We start from the raw sequence: 16,037 nt of genomic DNA, 5'->3' as shown, positions 1-16,037 counted from the left end.
TGCTGATTCTGGCGTATGAATAAACTTTTCGCTTGATGTTACAAAACTCACCATACTTGGCTTATAGCCATTCCGAAAACTTGAATTCATACTTGTATTCAGCAACGCCTCATTCTCAGGTGTGCTCGCGTGAAGGAGGAGTTTATGGACATTCAAAATCCATCGTTCAGACGGAACCTCAAATTTCTAGGTGGTTCGGTTGTTGGGTTGGCGGGACTGCTGGCAGTCTGGATAGTGGGTGGCAACTATATCGCCTCGGTGCATGAAAAAGAAATCGAGCAGGATTTAGCAGCTTATGCCCAACGGTTTCCCAAAACAGAGCCGAATGATGCGGCTTTGAAGCTAGATGCGTCTTTCTCTAAAGTGGGGTCTAATCTAAGCTGGGGAAGTTTCTTTCAAGAATTAAATCAGTACCTAGACGCTGAGATTGCCAAACCAAACGATACCATAAATCCACCTTCAGAGAAAATACAGCGCTATCTCGCCTCCCAGCAAACGGCTTTAGCAGAACTTCGCCAGCAGGTTTTAAAGAATGAAGTACCGCGCTGGGGAACAGATATTAGCTGGATTCTGGAAGGAGATCTGACGGCTCCCCTACCCGCTTATTTATGGCAGGTTAATTCCCAACGAGTTTTAGCCCTAGACATTCTAGAAAAATACCGTAAAGGTCAGACGGAAGCAGCAGCAGAAATGCTGGAAGTATCCTGGAAAATCAACCAGCCTTTAACAGAAAGCCCCCTCCTACTCCCTCAACTTGTGGCTTTGATTGTGGCTAAATATCCAGTTGGGGTGATGCGGAAAGCCGAGATCCTTCCCGCCCAGTGGCAGCAGCGCTTGCTGGAACACGATTACCGCGAATCGATATTGACATCTTTGCAGGGAGAATATTTGTCTAAGTTCAAGTTTTCGCAAGACTTCGCTTGGAAATACTCGTGGTCTTCGATATTAGAAGCATCAGGCGCTTCTAGTGGTGAAGGAATACTTTCACTATTTCAGACGGAAACGAACTATCCCCCAACTTTAGAAGACAAAATCTTAGACTGGACTTTATCTAATGTCCTGGTGTGGTTCAAACCGGTGCTCAAACCTTATGTTCGCTTTTGTGCGATCGATACTTATCACGCCTATAAACGATCGCTTGCAGCATCTCGCCAGCAGAATTTTTGCGCTTCTGATTCAGCCCCGGCAAAGGACTTCGCGTGGTGGAATTATATAGGTAGGACATCTACAAGTTATCCCAGCCAAACCAGTAAAGCAGTTAAGTCTATGTTGGATTTGGAACTCACTCAGAAAATTCTGCAAGTCAAAGCACTAGCAGCCAAAACGGGAAAATGGCCGCCATCGGTTCCTGATATGAAGTCGTCTATTTGTCCGGGCGCAAAATGGCTGTATCGCCTTGCTCCCGACGGTACGATGTCGATCTCGTTTAGCGAGAAACCCAAATGGTTGGAGGAGAGATTAAAAAGCAAGAGAGGGCTACCATTTACCTATAGCGACAAGACACCGCCACAGCTCAAAAACCGAGCTTCTACCCGACCAAAGCGATGAGCGCACATCCCCAACGACAGTTTGCGATCGTTAGTGCTGGCTACCAGTGGCTAAGGAGCGGGGAAAAAGTGTTTCAGAACCCCAGATTTCCACGTACATCGGCGTTGCTTAACCAGGGTATGAAAAAAATAACTTGAAAATCCCCAAGCTTTGTCGATACTAATTTCGATGATGGGCCTATTTAGCTTTTCATACTGTAAATCAGCAACGTCAATATCTTTAGTAACTAGGGTGTAATTTAGGCAGTGGTGGCAATGTTTAAGGTACAATCCGTATTTCCTGATTTACAGCCTCAAACATCTCTAAAAAGCTCTAGGCGGGGAAAATGTCGTATCCCCGCCCAAAGCCTTAGCGGAATTTTTTCAACGGGCTGCTAAACTCTTGCTGCAAAAAAAGCTGGTTTCAGACCCTCAGAAAATAGCTGCCTACCCGTCCGGTTGAGAATACTAAAAATCTGGGTGTCACGCGCTTGACACTACTGGGCGTTCTTGCCAAACTAAATGAAACGCTTGACACAAGTGATTAGCTTCTTGTTATGCCAAACCCTAAAGGACACGAAGACTCAATCAAAGATTCCCGCTTTAAAGCTGCTTGGCAGAGCGGCCCGACTCGCACCATTCGAGTTCCAATCGTCCTTGCTGAAGCTACACTAGATTATGCTCGACAACTAGATAATGGCGTCGAACCGCTTGACACAGCGAATAGAATTATTAATTCTAAAATAGAAATGAAACAGTCTCAATCCCCTGATACAAGGGGTTCAATTGGTAGAGCAAGTAAATTAAAGGATGAGAATGAAACACTCCGACTGGAGCTAGCAGAATTGCGATCGCAACTTGAGACAGTGCAAGCTGAGAACGAAGAATGGATGGATGGCTATATCAAGTCAGCGAATGAGAATGAAACCCTTCGACGGGAAATACAATCTCAATTTAGGGCGGTACGTCTCTGTATGATTTGGAATAGGGATATGAGGGTGAATGTTGCAGTATTTGACCATGATCCCTACTCTCCCACTCCCAACAGCGAACCTAGCTATCACCCTATTTCTGAGTTTGAGAAACATTTGTGGGAAGGCCATAAAGGTTCATTAGCGATTGATGGGCATTTCCCAAGCTGGAACTCGACACTACTCCCAAGCCCAGTAACCATAACAGCGCTTTGCTGCGATATTTCACAACCTGAATCGGAAATTCACAAAGGTCAGCAGTCAGCATTTGAATTTGAGCTACCCGAGGCTGCTGACCTACTAAACAGACTGAAAGCCAAGCGTAAGAAATCAACCGCAACACTCGCAGACATTGAGGCAATTTTGGAGATGATTGAAGGGTAAACCCCAAAAGGGAATTAGAAATCTATACTCCGATTCATTCCGAAGATGTGCTGAGATAATTTCTATGGCGTTAAGCTACAAAAACTTAAAACCATATCAGGGGTTGAAACTCCTTCATTACTTACTGCGTTACTGCAAACCGTCGCAAAAAAACCTAAAGCCCTATCAGGGATTGAAACTTGACACACTTGATTCCGTTTGATTCGTTTTGATTCGGTTTTTTTGACTAAAAAGACTAGCCGACACTCTGTTAGCGGTCGCCCAAAGCGATCGCCTGCTGCGACAAGTATGGGTTCTGTTTCCATAAAACCGGGTTAAAATACTTATTCTATCGTCCAAAAAATGGGTCGTTTGAAGATGTTTTATGCAGCAACTGATTGTAAACTGGAACAGTATCTACAAAAATTTGGAGTCGAATCGTGTTTCGGTCTCCCCTTTGGAATGTGACAAGGTACAAAGTCTCTGAGTTTTCCTCACTGAATGGATATTGTGGTCGATCTACAGTTCCTCTTACTTCAGATCCCATAGTGTTAATCTTTTTGCCGTTAACTCGATTGATTCCTTTAAGAACATAAGCTCCGGGTTCCCAACGAGAAAGCATAATTGTCCATTCCTCTGAGGCGAATATTCCCGTTAAAAGTGGACAATTGTTCGTTTCTTCATCGCCAATTACCGAGAGCTTGCAAGGTTGAGCTTGTGCTATATTAACAGGCTGTGACAAGGCGATAACTAAGGGAATTAACATAGGCTTTTAGATGAAACTATTAGAAGTATATACGATAAATATGGATAGTTTAGATCTAATTTTGCAAGAGGTCTATTGAACACTTGTCTATGGGTAGGAGTGTCAATAATGTTTATCAAAAGGATGAGATGTGAATTAGATCCGGCACTGCTTAAGAAGATATGTAAGGATGAAGGTGAATTAGCCATGCGAAGGATGCTATGACGCTCATTACAGACAACTTGCTTCAACGCACTCAAGCAAGCACAAGTTCAGCCCAAATGGAGACTCTTGCTAAGCTTTACCTAGAAGGCAATCCCACCGAGATTTCCGATGCAACGATCGCCCAATTCTGTGATTGGCTTTGGGGCGAATACCAGAGTCTTTCCTTGAACGTAGAGTTCTCGTGGTACGACCGTTACCAAAGTGTTGCCGAGATGTTCAATGACATTAAGCAAAATCATCTTTGGGTATCGGCTGAGAACTATGACACGACTCTAGGAATTAATCCTATCTATAACTTTATTTTTCAGGCAATCCACGATGATGACCATTACCTAACCAACAGTGACTTTAGTCTGGAAGGAGAAATCGCAACCTATAATGCCACTGCCAAACGTGCGCCCAGTCTAGACATTCAGAAGATTCTTTACTCCGAAAGTGTGCTGCGCTCGGCTGCCTATCTTTTTCTAGGACATAGACCAATTTCCAAGATTGTTTTCCCGTGATTTGCCAAATCGAGATGCTCCCGTTTAGATCGCTCTGTTTTGGATTTTCTTTTCCTCAACGCCTTCAACTTAGATCGCATCCGGAGCGCCCGCTAAGTTATCAGATACAGACCACTATAGCAAGTCTATTTGAGTCATGAATGTAGAATAACCTGAAACGCTTGTGATGATTGAATCGATTGTTTACAAATCCAATGGTTTTGCTATATCATGGGAGGCATGATTCCTCAACCGCCCAAATCTCAATTTTATGCCCAAAATCCGAGTCTATGTTAGCATAATTGCTGATTTACAAATGCTTTCTTAGCTTAATTTGTTACCAATGACATCTGTCTTGTAGAAAATTTGTTATAAAAAAAATGTCAACTCAAAAAAAATATTGAGGTTAATCGTCATGACAGATTACAACCCCCGACGTTATAGAGAGCGCTATAAACTGGAGAAAGAAGGAAGCGAACTAAAGCCCTACTATGTAAAAGTTTCTGCTCTATCTGGAGTACCCTTAGCTGGCACTGATGAGATTTCAAACACTTATTGGGAGAAATATAAAACTCCACCTTACGACACCACAACAGAAGCTTTTACTCATGCTTATGGATGGGTAGATGGTAACCTGTGTGACGAAGATGATCTAGATCAAAATGGAGAGCCATGTAAAAGGGCTTATGAAAAGCTTAGAAAGGATCAAGAAGAGTTTTATAAATCTCGAACTCCTGAAGAAAAAGTGGAGTCACATATGGAGGAAGAGAAAGCATGGGAGAAAAAACTAGAGGAAGCATATAAAGCAGGTTGGGCAGATATGTTACAGTAGTTTTCAGGTAATTGAGGTATAGAAATATCGTAGTTAAGGACATGACATTGCCTTGTCCTTAAGGAAATTATCTAAGGAGCCGATACTTAAATCCAATCGCTAGTAGCACTCTATCTCTAAAATCTAAAACTGGTTCCTAAGAATGCCTTGAGCCTCACTCCATCTACGTTCTAGTTATTAAGTATGACTCTTGTATCCAATTTTGCCGTGTTAGGTCAAGTGTGTTTTACTTCCGGTCTTAGGACGAGTCTTACCTCTACCTCTGTCTTAAAGCTAGACTATTAGGGCTGATGTGTTTGCCAAGATGTTTGATGCACCGTTGCCTGAAAATGGCACCCCACTTCTAAAAGCTAGAGACTCCAATAAAAATTAATTTTGTATCCTGACCTAGCCGTACCAGTTTAGATTTCTAGATTGGGAAATAAGGTGTATATCACTTCTTCTGTTTGCGATAATCACTGGCTTTGACGCTGGCTCCGGGCAACTGCCACACTCCCGGCTTAGTTTTAGGCGCTGGCTCCTAGCTTTTAACATTCCTTCAAGGAGCATCAAAATCAGCGATTTTCCTGTTTCATAAACGCAACGTTTTTCGGTATTCTAATTGGTGTAGTGATGCAATGGATAAGTTAAAATATATGTAGTGACATGGTGAGCCAATTCAATTAAAAAGCTATTAACTCATGGAAGACAATAAGATTTCTCAATTCATTCAAGCGCTTAAATTCTTCGAGCTAGAACTAGAAGAAATGACCGGAAAACCCGGTTATGAAGATAGAAGAGGCAAAGTGATTGCCGTAAGGAAAAAAGGCGATAAGTCACGGATACTGTGCGCTTATTCTAGCTATGACGAGCTGCTTGATTGGGCAAAACAACAATTTCAGAACCCTAGTTAACGCTTTGGTTGAGGATAATTTCACAGTCGTTTATCACCCTTGGAAAGCCGCCACACTTCCTGCTATTGCGATCGCTCTACACAACCTTGGTGTATACCAAACATTGGCGTAAATCAGCTCTTATCTTGCTTGCGATAATGCCAAGGTCTTTCACCACCATTGGGAAGCCGCCACACTCCCCGCCGTGTTGAGCGCCCCATCTCCTCTGCAATATCGAACACATCAGCATTGTGACAGTTGGCACTGAATTGCTTGTAGTGGTACGCCATACCCGCTTTGAGCATTTCCTCTTGCACCGATTGTTCGCCTGACGGAGACTCTAGCAACACTTCAGCGACACTGCGACCGTACTTGTCCCGATCCATCTCAATAACTATAACCTGACCTTTTGCTTGGGCAACTAGGGAACGCAGGTAATTCCGAGACTCAATACCCAGGGGTTGCATTACTTCCGGCGCGTCTATGCCGCACAGCCGAATCTTTTGTTCCTGATTGTCACACTTAACTCGAAAAGTATCGCCGTCGTAAATCGAGTTTTTTACTACCTCGCAGCGTAGAGATTGTGTCTCGCTCGGTGGCTTTGCTAGTTTGGGAGTAGGGTTATCGCTGTTGGGTTGGTGGAAGTGGAACCACATCAAAGCTGCGATGGCTAACAGGGGTAGGGCGTTGAGGAACTTCTGCATTTATTGATTCCCCAACGCTTTTTCTATTGCCAAATGTGCCAATTGTCGGTCAATCCACTTCTGGCAATCTTCAAAAGATTTGGCATCTTTAATCAATACCTTAGCGCCCGATGGAAATTGAATTAAGAAGCCTAAGTCTTGCGGAGTAATGGTACAGTCCCGATAGCTTTTACTTAACATCAATTACCACCTCTAAGTTAATCTGCCTGTCCTTTTGACCCAGGTTTTTGATGCGGCGAACTTGGCCAGCAACGGGAGACTTAATCTGAGTAATTTCTCGCAGTTTCGATTCTATTTGTTGTTTCTGAGCTACCAAACTAGCTACTTGGTACTGCTGCCTCTGCATCTCGGATTGTTGGCGAATCAGGTTGAGTGAATGTTGGTATTGCTGGTGCTGGTGGTCGCTTTGCGCTTTATCTAAGGCAGCAATAGCTTGATTCAATTCGAGCGCTAATTTTGCTTTTGTTTCACTCATCTTAGCTCGCTCCGAGGCTTCAGTTCTGATACCCTCCGCCACTTTATTCATCTTTTCGGGTTCTAGGAGGTTCCTTAAGTTTTCATCCTTAAACCTGAAAAAGGGTGCTGGTGTTGCAGGTAGCGAAGGTTTGCCATCCATCAATTCAATTTCGCTTTTGATGCGGGCAATCGCTGCTTCCTGCACTGCAAAATTAGGGGGAGGGAGTTCGGCTACTTGGCTCATAGAAGCGGATAACTGCTTGATGCTGATGTCTATTTGATTGCGCTGCGCTTCCAAACTTTCGCGCTCTTCGGTGCGATCGCTGATGATTTGTCCGGCTGCTACTTCCGATCCTTCAGCAATCTTTAAATCGTTGAGGGAGATTACCTGCACTTGAATGCGGTGTCTTTTTCCTGGTTTTGTTGATTGCTGTAGCTGAATAACGGGCTGCTTTTGTAAACGGGGTATGGGTGCGGGTGCGGGTGTTGGTGTTAGTGTATTAGGCTGCGGGTTAAGGTTGAGGAAAGGCAAGAATCCGACAAGTCCTGCTCCCAATACAGTTGCTATATATTCTTTCATAGGCTACCTCATAAGTCTGGTGTAGGGCTAAATATCTTGGCTTCTAGGGAACCTGTGATGTATTGTCCGCTCAGTAGTTTGATGGCTGTTTCTAGGGGACAGTAGTTAAAAGTTATTTTATCACCGATTAGTTTCGCTATCTCTAATTGTTTGGGATTAGCGATAATCCTAATTGAATCAGGTTCATCTACCGTTAGCGTACCCGTAACAAAGATGAGAGTATCGGGAATGGGAGCTATGGCAAACTCTGCTTCGTCAAATTCTAGAGTTTGAACCGATGCTGCTGCGGGTTTACCAACTTCGGCGGTCAATCGGCTAGTGATGACATTGGTTCCGGTTTTGAAAATTCCCTGTTTATTAATGACAACAAACTCGTTGCCCTCATTAGCAATCACAAAATACTTGCCGTCGGCTGCTGCTGAATCTGCTGCAAATGTTCCTGTTACATTGGCGTAAATATGATTGCTGGCACTACTTTGCTGATAGGTTTCAATTGCGTTCGATCGCAAGCCTAATGAAGTTCCAACTAAAGCAGTTGGTCCTCCTGTACCGCTTAAATTAATTGCTGCAATTAATACAGCAGCAGCAATTGCTAAAACCCAATATTCACCAGTTCCACCAGTTTGGAGCCTCCGATTAGGATTGCTCACTGATATACACCAAGCTGGATGCGGCCAGAAAAGCTGCACTCCCTGTTTGGTGAATACGTCGGAGAAGCAACTGATCAGATGTCCTAGTGGCAAGCACAACCAGGTTTTCCAATCAATATAAAAATATAGCGGGCTAGCAAGAATTGCGATCGCGACAGTTGCAATCAAACTGTGAGTAATTGATCTGTGAGGATATCGATTCTCAATCCAATTAGAAATCGGAAATATAATTTGACCGATCGTACTGGTACTCGTGTCGAGATCCGGTAGTTGGCTGCCTGCAATCGCCAGTGCTAGATGTATCGGATCGTTGGTGGTGAGTATTAATGAAATTCCTGCAGTTGAAATAATTGCATGAGTTAAAGCCATCATTTCAAAGCTTCTCCAACAGGCATAACTTTTGCTTCATCTATTAGCTCTAAATCGTATTCTGACGAATTTTCTAAATCTACTAAATCTTTTACTTGACAGCAATCATAAAATTCAGCATCGCCTGTTAGTGTGAGTTCATAGATATTTACCCATTGTTCTGGTAGAAGCCTGTTCGCTTCTGTTGCAGGAATAACTTTAATCATTGACCCAACCTCTTCTTAGCTCCTTCGACCCGTCCTAACTGTTTGGCTGCCATTGCCAAAGTTAAGGCAATGCCACCAAATATTTGCCAATTCTTGTTTCCCGTACCCATACCTACATAGCGAACAATGGCGAAGGAAAACAATGCTGACAGAATGATCGGCATCATTACCAAATACTGGCGGTGCTCAACTGGTTGATTGATGCCGAGTTTCTCTTGCTGCACTACTTTCCTCGCCAACATCGGATTCCTCCCCGCTAGCGGTTGCAGTTGGGAAAGCCGAGCTGCTGTGAGATTCAAACCCAACTTTGCAGCTTCATCTTCCATCGCAGATCTAATAGCGCGATCGCTCGGCAATTCTAATTCAGCTTCGATCATCTTGATGAAGATATCGCGGCTGGGGTTCGCCACCGCAAAGCAACAAACCCGACAACCAGCTTCGATTAGATCCTCCAACCAGAATCTAATCCCCGTGGTGAGGCGCTTGGCTTCGGGCAACAGCAATAACGCATCAGTGGGAATATTGAGCGCGATTTCTTCTTTGAGTTGGTCTAAGGTCAATTGTTTCACTTTGCCTTTCTCATCCTCCACTTCGGTAGGAATGTCCAGTTGTTCTGCCAATTGTTGAAAGAACTTCTTGCCGCTTCCCTTGTAGATAGTCGTAGCAATGGAGAACTCCCCCGCCAATTCCAAAGCAACGCCCGCCGCTACATCTTCCAATCCCGTGCCTAATTCCCCGGTGACGATGCAGCAATGACCGCTGCGGAGGATTTCGCAGACTTTGGTTACTTCGTTTCTTGATTTATCTGTTGATTCTTGCCTTGGTTCTGACGGTGCCGCTGCAACAGTTGCTGAGCTTGTGCTGCTGCGGCATTCGGCTTTGGGTTGGCTGCATTCCTGATGGCTTGGAGTTTTGCTCTTTGCTCGTCAAACAGATCCTCCTCGGTCATCTGAGCCGCCAGGTGCAACTTAAGGAGGTCTACCGCAGCTTCTTGTTGGACTTTGAGTTCGCCTGCTTCCCAAATTAATCGGTTTCGCCCCTCCTCATCTTCGTCACTGCCCGGTATCTCCGGCTGTACGGGAATATCTAATTCCGATGCCAAACCAGAACTTTCCGAGATCGCTAGCTGACCGCCACCACCGAATCCCTGCATCTTCCCCGTTGCTTTGATGTGCTCGCTCAAATCCTCCATCAGTTTCATTTGCTCGGCATTGAGATACGGGCCATCGGCATCTTTGCTTGCCTCAATTCCCAGGTGCTTTAATCTGTTGTAATACGTAGACGATCCGATACTTAGCTCTTCACAAACTTGTTCGGGTCGCCATTTGCTGGAAAGTTCTGTTGTCATTGGATTTTTGGTAGTTTTTTAATATCTGATTTACATAATATGTACTATACACCGCACAAAATCCATACATCAACCGGACTATGGAACTGGAATCTACCCTGAGTTTATCTCAGTTATTCCACTGTCAGTAAAGCAGTAATTTTAGTGTATTTTGTTACTTAGCAGCATCAAACAAATCCAATAGGAACAAGAGACAATGCAAACTGACATGGGCAACAGCCAGAGTAGAGCGTGGAACATGGGAACGTTAGCGAAAAGGCGCAAGAATCCCAAAAGCGGGGAAAGCAGGGATATCCTAACTGGTGTGGATTGGAATGAGGGTATTATTTGCAACAACCCCAGCGGAGTTTCGAGTATCTCTGAAAGCATTGGGGGAGACGACATCACCGACTGGGCGAGGTTTCGATTGAAGGTTCCCGTGCAAGTGAATCTAGTAGTGGACAATGCCATCGCCGCCATTGTCAACTCTAATCGCAGCGTAGTTGTGGATTCGAGCGACGGGTATTCGAGCAACTTGACAGTTACTTTGGAGCCGGGAGTCTACTTTCTCCAATTCAGCACCGAGTCTTCAATTGGGTCTTTGTTTACCTCCAAGTTGACCCTAACGGAGGTTTAGCTAATCGGTGCAGATAATGGCATTGGGGCAGTGTTGTTCAATCAGGGAACGGACAACGCTCCACTCACCCCGCCCCCCAGACCATCCAAGTTTGTAGGGCAGGAAAGGAGTTAGTTCCAACTCCAAGGATTTACCGTGGAGTTTGGACAAACAAAGCGCCAAAGCATCGTAATCGGTATAGCGTTTCTTGCTGCCATGTAAGTTTTGACCCGCCATACTGCACACCCAAAGTTCTGGAGTGGAGCTAACCCGAATCATTTGGATCTTGCCTGGAACAAAGCGCTCTCCACCTGCATCGGGGCCACAGAAGCGTTGATACTCCGATTCCACCAACGGCCACTTGGATGCAATTGCTTTGCCCAAACCCGTATGCAGCACACCAGTACAACAAACTTGGTGAGCGATGATGCCCGTTTCGATATCGGGAATGAGTTTGAGTTTAATTTCTAATACCATGTGCTCTATGATACTCGGCTCCAAACAAATCCAAGTTTGCTGAAGTAATGATTTTGTAACAAACTGTAATAACCTGGATTAAAGATTAATTTGGTGCAGCATCAAAGTAACGTTAGAGAGAGCAAATCTTGATTGGCAAGTACACCGAAACACAACCGATAGTTGGGTGTACCAGAAGACCGAAACACAGCGACTATCTCATGCAAGTACACCGAAACACAACGAATATCTTAATATGCGAGTGCACCGAAACAAGCCAATAGCAGGAGTGTACCCCAGCATCAAAACACGACCAATGGCTTAGCGTGCCTGAACTCAAGGGATAGCTAGATATGCGGGAGTACCGAAACACAGCGAATAGTGAGAGTGTACCCAAGCACCGAAACACAGCGAATAATTAGGTGTACCAAAGCATTGAAATAGCGAGGAATATAGGGCAACGGGAGAAGCGAGTAGAATGCAACCGCTGCCCCAACTCTAGTGATTACCAGCGTCCACAGGCTTGATAGTAATCTGATTCCATTTCGTGTTGGAGTTCTAGTTGAGCTAAATAAGGTTCGATGGATTGATCTGGGTCTATGTATTGTGCTAATTCTTGTTGTAAGAACACGGCGATGAATTGCACTAAGCTAATTAAGAGCATGGGAACTAGGGGTGCTTTTTGTAGTTTTACACACCCTGCGATAGCCCTTTTATTGAATTTTTATTGATAATGATGTAGCGTTAATATGTGGTTTTTATTATCCCCAGCAATCCCAAGATTTATGTAACCATGCACATCATATAATTTAGGATTGCTGGGTCATCGATTTCTGTGGATGCACCCAAACACTCAGCGCACTAACTCTGGCTACGCACCGGATGCAGGATTAGATGCAGGGGTTGGATGAGTTGCCCCCACGTCCAGTTCTCATGGAGCCTAGGAGGGTACTTACCACGGTGCAGCGTTCTGCATTTTCTTTCGTTAGATGAATGCGACCCAAGCGTCCGTTACTCACACCGAGCCAGTTGTACTGCATTCGATAGGCTCCATCTTTTTTGTCGTAATAGAAAGTGGCAGTTTTAATAACCACTTTTGGGTCTATGCCCGCATTTTGCCACTGGGGAGGTTCATCAACTCGATTCACTGAATATTCGATGCCCTGGGGAGTTTGTCGAATTAGACACTCCATGATTAATCTTTCCCGTCGAGCTTCCGATTTCGCTTTTTGGAAGCACCAATAAATCCGATCGTTTGCTACACTAACTTGTTGAGAATTCCTGAAGCCAATCCATCCCGGTACTGCGATAGCACAAAGGATGTTGAGGACTACTATGAGAATTAGTTTTTCTGTTAGTGTGAATCCAGAATCGGTAGAATAGCGCATGACAGTTGCCTCATATTGTTTTCATCCATGCGGTAGCTGTTTTCTGAGGTTTTCCTGTTTTATTGACAGCTACAATCGTTGAATAAAAAAAAGCGATCGCACTCGCTTGTAAGTACGACCGCTTGTAAGTTGAGAGTGCGCTTACTCTCGGTCAGCTTCACTAACTCGGCGTTTGGATTGTTTTACGCTCTTGATTCCGAGTTCGGCATCGATGTCGGGTTCCATGCCTAATAAATGGACGTTGCGCTCCATCCATTCGCTAACTTCATCTAGGGTGGCAGCGCGCCGTTTCAAGGGTCTTGGCTGCGGTTGTTGGGGCTTTGGATGCTGGGCTTTGATGCGATTGGCTTGGTTCCGAGCTTCCTCAAACTCTTGCGGGTCAGCATTCTCGGCTGCGTCTATCGCTTCATTGATCCGGCGGGTTGCCTGCTTTTCGGGTGCTTCAACTTGGCGTTGGATGAGCTTGTTCTCGTTGATTTCGAGGAGCCTCGCCTTCACTTGTTGGAGATTGCGCTTGCGGGCTTGGGCTGATTCCAAACCTAGGAAGAAATCAGGTGCTGCGATAAATTCCTTGATGCCGCTATTTACCTTGGCTGCTAGTTCGAGCATTTCACCTAGGAGTTTGGCTGACTTGGATGTGAGCGCCGTGACTCCAGCGGTATCGAAGTAAATCCTTCCCTGCCAGCAAGTATCGCCCCGCATTTGCTCGATCAATACATCTGGGATATTCGAGAAATTGGGTGCAGAAAGAGCGATCGTCCGCTTGTTGGGATTTCGGAAATCAGCTTCAATTCGGATGCCGCCCTGAAGGTCGGTCGTGTAGCGGGGTACTGAATCCAGGGATTCTAAGGATTCATCTTCAATGCGTTCGAGGATGCGGTTTCCCCATTCATCTAGGGCCGCTGAGAGCAATTCTTCGGTGACGGCTAACAAATCCTTGAGTTTGGTCAATTCTTGGATGCGTTCTAACCCAAAGGTATCCTCGAAGTGGGCGCAGAAACGCTCCCAGAGGTATTTATTGAGCGGTTGGTGATCCAATTCATCTTTGGAATAGGAACCATCATCTTGGCGGCAACCTGGTGCGATGATAAATTGCTCTAATTCTCCCTTGGATTTAGCATCCATGAAGCTGGCTCGTTTATCTCGATGCTGCCAAGCGACTTGTCTCAATCCGTAGTAGAGTTTCTTGTATGTAGCGATGGCATCCTTGATAATGGTTTGGGCTTCGGCACCGATTGCCGCTTTTTCTGAAGCCTTGGGTGCGTAGATTCCGAGTTGAGATTTGTTGATGAAGCTCACGGTCTTTGTCTCCTGAGTGGATTTGTGTTTACACCGAGTGCGAAAGCAGTTTTATTTACTTTCTTTTTTCCCTTTTCTCTTCTTGTCTCTGAGCCTTTTTATGCCTTGCTCAGGGCAAGTTTCTAAGGACGATAGCGCACGATTCTTAGAGCCAAGTTGTATTGATTGGCTAGATTAATCATGTGCTGGGTTCCCCGTGACGAGCCATCCCAGAAAACAATGCAGTGAGTGGCATATTGCGCCATTTCCTCATTGCGTCGATAACCCGCTGATTTACCGTATCGATTCCAATCTGCGGGCATTTCCTTGAGTGCCATTCCCCGCGATTGGGCGTAGCGTTTACCGAGGCGATCGGCACCACGCGCTCCTCCAGATACTATTTCTATCTGGTCGGTCGAGTAACGCTGGAGGTACATATCTACCAGGCTTTCGAGTAATTGGTAATCGTTGAAATCTCTGGAACCCGCGATGATTACTTTGAGCATTGTCTTTTCCTCTTGTTGTTAGTACAAAAAAAAGGTAGAGATTTTACTCTCTACCTCATCCCCAATCTCGTTAACTCAGTTGTTGTTTATACTCGCTCCGCATTTTCCAAAAGGTGATGCTGAAACGTTCTTGGCTGTGCCACAATATTGCATGGGGTGATTTGCAGTTAAATTCATAGATATCTCCATCCTGCAAATTAATTACTTCCCGATTGTTGGGTAAACCAATCCCAAACTTGGCTTGTCCGAGGTTTACTCCTCGTGTAATTGGTGTTGCATAGTTGTGATCTCGATGCCAATCAATTTTCCCGTTATAAGTCAACAATGCAATATCGCATCCTGGGAAAACTCGTTGAGCAAATTTCTGGATTCGATTATCCGTATACGCTGGATAAACTCTGGCATTGGTTCGCAAATCACATTCGGCAAATATCCACATTCTCATTCTGCCTGGAGCATAACGGGATACATCTTGGCTCATGTCCTGGATGCGTTCTCTGCACCAATTCCTCAAATCCTCGATTGAATTCGGCTCTACTTTGTTGATGAACTTAATGGTCATTGTCTTTTCCTCCGTTAATTAGTTAATACAAAAGCGAGGTCTTTCGACCCCGCCCGAAAACCCTTACAGGTCATTCTTATTCATCCATTCCAAACAATTGACAATCACATCTCCGTGACACAACTCCGAATCTTTACACCAACAAGTCAACTCCAGAGAATCAAAATCCCATTTGTTCATCAGTTTTTTGGCACTGGTTTGTAAATACTTCAACTCATTCCACGCTGCATTGGGTTTCCCCGCCATACCTTCTTTTACTTGTTCCCAAAGCCATTGTCGATAGAGCGCAACTACCTGCTCGCGAGAACCGTGTTTGCCAATTACAAATGGATTGGCTAGAGGGCTTGGCTTTAATTGATAGGCTTTGTTTCCCCGTCCGATGTAGACTCGATGTAGGGCATTGAATCCGAATACACCATCTTTTCCAGATGTTCGTTCAAACATTTGTCTTTTCCTCAGTCACTACACTTTTAGGAGACAGGGGTGCGAGGAAAAGTTAGATTTTGTTAGGCTTGCGCGAGCGTCAACTACTTCTTAGCTAATCCGGTAGTTGCGACCGTTTTGTTGGCTTCTCGCCCTGTGTTTAGTAGCAGTTGGCGAGTCTTCGAGCCTTACTGCTACTTGATACGGGGCGAGAAGCTTACAAAACTGCCAGCTACCCGATTAGCTTAGAAGTTGTCCGCGAACCAAGTCTTACAAAATCTTGCTTAGGTCAAGGCTTAGAGTTTGCTCTTGAGAAGAGGTTAGAATTGGCAAGATTTCAGACGCCGACAACACGCCAAAATAAATAGAATAATTCGTTGTCGGCGTTTGAAATCTTAGCCAATTGTTAGCGAGTCGAAAGATTGCAAACTGTTACTTGCTCTCGGACGCTTACGGAGACTTAGCAAATACGGTTCGCTTACAAACTGCAAATTTTCACG

General features: G+C 44.8%; 21 protein-coding genes. 6 read left to right on the top strand and 15 right to left on the bottom strand.

What is annotated here, in order from left to right:
- The first annotated feature begins 144 nt into the window (after positions 1–144).
- Together QUA90_RS18645 and QUA90_RS18640 are read left to right on the top strand one after the other, a co-directional pair.
- The gene (locus QUA90_RS18645; RefSeq protein WP_333447024.1) at positions 145–1,548 is read left to right on the top strand and encodes a hypothetical protein; all 1,404 of its coding nucleotides are present in this window, start codon (positions 145–147) and stop codon (positions 1,546–1,548) included.
- A gap of 535 nt (positions 1,549–2,083) precedes the next feature.
- Positions 2,084–2,881 carry a hypothetical protein gene (locus tag QUA90_RS18640; protein ID WP_333447022.1) on the top strand — a complete coding sequence of 266 codons (798 nt, stop codon included), beginning with the start codon at positions 2,084–2,086 and terminating at the stop codon, positions 2,879–2,881.
- Between the two features lie 328 nt (positions 2,882–3,209).
- Here the strand turns inward: QUA90_RS18640 and QUA90_RS18635 are convergent, their stop codons facing one another.
- Complete coding sequence (locus QUA90_RS18635) at positions 3,210–3,626, bottom strand: hypothetical protein (RefSeq protein ID WP_333447020.1); 417 nt, start codon at positions 3,624–3,626, stop codon at positions 3,210–3,212.
- Between the two features lie 200 nt (positions 3,627–3,826).
- Between QUA90_RS18635 and QUA90_RS18630 the strand changes: the two genes are divergently transcribed.
- The 3 genes from QUA90_RS18630 (at position 3,827) to QUA90_RS18620 (ending at position 6,037) form a co-directional block, all read left to right on the top strand.
- Complete coding sequence (locus tag QUA90_RS18630; protein WP_333326943.1) at positions 3,827–4,333, top strand: transposase; 507 nt, start codon at positions 3,827–3,829, stop codon at positions 4,331–4,333.
- Positions 4,334–4,727: 394 nt separating this feature from the next.
- Positions 4,728–5,144 carry a hypothetical protein gene (locus QUA90_RS18625; RefSeq protein WP_333326945.1) on the top strand — a complete coding sequence of 139 codons (417 nt, stop codon included), beginning with the start codon at positions 4,728–4,730 and terminating at the stop codon, positions 5,142–5,144.
- Positions 5,145–5,824: 680 nt separating this feature from the next.
- Positions 5,825–6,037, top strand: a complete 213-nt coding sequence (locus QUA90_RS18620; protein ID WP_333326947.1) for a hypothetical protein — start codon at positions 5,825–5,827, stop codon at positions 6,035–6,037.
- Positions 6,038–6,150: 113 nt separating this feature from the next.
- Here the strand turns inward: QUA90_RS18620 and QUA90_RS18615 are convergent, their stop codons facing one another.
- From QUA90_RS18615 to QUA90_RS18585, 7 genes are all read right to left on the bottom strand, one after another.
- Entirely contained in the window at positions 6,151–6,720 is a 570-nt protein-coding gene (locus QUA90_RS18615; protein ID WP_333326949.1) for a thermonuclease family protein, read from the bottom strand.
- Positions 6,721–6,900, bottom strand: coding sequence for a hypothetical protein (locus QUA90_RS18610; RefSeq protein WP_333326951.1), 180 nt, complete (start codon positions 6,898–6,900; stop codon positions 6,721–6,723).
- Entirely contained in the window at positions 6,890–7,756 is an 867-nt protein-coding gene (locus QUA90_RS18605; RefSeq protein WP_333447017.1) for a hypothetical protein, read from the bottom strand. The genes QUA90_RS18610 and QUA90_RS18605 overlap by 11 nt, the downstream gene beginning before the upstream one ends.
- An 8-nt stretch (positions 7,757–7,764) precedes the next feature.
- A complete protein-coding gene (locus tag QUA90_RS18600; RefSeq protein ID WP_333447015.1) occupies positions 7,765–8,778 on the bottom strand; it encodes a metal-dependent hydrolase in 1,014 nt (337 codons plus the stop codon).
- Positions 8,775–8,981, bottom strand: coding sequence for a hypothetical protein (locus QUA90_RS18595; protein ID WP_333326956.1), 207 nt, complete (start codon positions 8,979–8,981; stop codon positions 8,775–8,777). Before QUA90_RS18595 ends, QUA90_RS18600 begins: the two co-directional genes overlap by 4 nt.
- A complete protein-coding gene (locus QUA90_RS18590) occupies positions 8,978–9,700 on the bottom strand; it encodes a hypothetical protein (protein WP_333326959.1) in 723 nt (240 codons plus the stop codon). Before QUA90_RS18590 ends, QUA90_RS18595 begins: the two co-directional genes overlap by 4 nt.
- Before the next feature lie 65 nt (positions 9,701–9,765).
- A complete protein-coding gene (locus QUA90_RS18585) occupies positions 9,766–10,329 on the bottom strand; it encodes a hypothetical protein (RefSeq protein WP_333447013.1) in 564 nt (187 codons plus the stop codon).
- A 196-nt stretch (positions 10,330–10,525) separates the two neighbouring features.
- Here QUA90_RS18585 and QUA90_RS18580 point away from each other — a divergent pair, with 196 nt between their 5' ends.
- Positions 10,526–10,945 carry a hypothetical protein gene (locus tag QUA90_RS18580; protein ID WP_333212397.1) on the top strand — a complete coding sequence of 140 codons (420 nt, stop codon included), beginning with the start codon at positions 10,526–10,528 and terminating at the stop codon, positions 10,943–10,945.
- Here the strand turns inward: QUA90_RS18580 and QUA90_RS18575 are convergent, their stop codons facing one another.
- The 7 genes from QUA90_RS18575 to QUA90_RS18545 form a co-directional block, all read right to left on the bottom strand.
- Positions 10,946–11,401: a hypothetical protein gene (locus QUA90_RS18575; RefSeq protein ID WP_333212396.1), complete on the bottom strand. Its 456-nt coding sequence runs from the start codon at positions 11,399–11,401 to the stop codon at positions 10,946–10,948.
- Positions 11,402–11,885: 484 nt separating this feature from the next.
- Positions 11,886–12,044: a hypothetical protein gene (locus QUA90_RS18570; RefSeq protein ID WP_333212394.1), complete on the bottom strand. Its 159-nt coding sequence runs from the start codon at positions 12,042–12,044 to the stop codon at positions 11,886–11,888.
- Positions 12,045–12,270: 226 nt separating this feature from the next.
- Complete coding sequence (locus QUA90_RS18565) at positions 12,271–12,768, bottom strand: hypothetical protein (protein WP_333212393.1); 498 nt, start codon at positions 12,766–12,768, stop codon at positions 12,271–12,273.
- 141 nt (positions 12,769–12,909) lie between these two features.
- A complete protein-coding gene (locus QUA90_RS18560; RefSeq protein ID WP_333447010.1) occupies positions 12,910–14,067 on the bottom strand; it encodes a hypothetical protein in 1,158 nt (385 codons plus the stop codon).
- A gap of 122 nt (positions 14,068–14,189) precedes the next feature.
- Positions 14,190–14,552: a DUF2493 domain-containing protein gene (locus QUA90_RS18555; RefSeq protein WP_333447008.1), complete on the bottom strand. Its 363-nt coding sequence runs from the start codon at positions 14,550–14,552 to the stop codon at positions 14,190–14,192.
- 70 nt (positions 14,553–14,622) lie between these two features.
- Positions 14,623–15,114, bottom strand: a complete 492-nt coding sequence (locus QUA90_RS18550) for a hypothetical protein (RefSeq protein ID WP_333447007.1) — start codon at positions 15,112–15,114, stop codon at positions 14,623–14,625.
- A 63-nt stretch (positions 15,115–15,177) separates the two neighbouring features.
- Positions 15,178–15,558: a DUF4326 domain-containing protein gene (locus tag QUA90_RS18545; protein WP_333214238.1), complete on the bottom strand. Its 381-nt coding sequence runs from the start codon at positions 15,556–15,558 to the stop codon at positions 15,178–15,180.
- Positions 15,559–16,037: the final 479 nt, after the last annotated feature.

This window comes from Microcoleus sp. D3_18_C4, assembly GCF_036702355.1.
GTDB lineage: Bacteria > Cyanobacteriota > Cyanobacteriia > Cyanobacteriales > Microcoleaceae > Microcoleus.
Note: the sequence above shows the minus strand (reverse complement) of the source record. Positions and strands in the feature narration are given on the sequence as shown.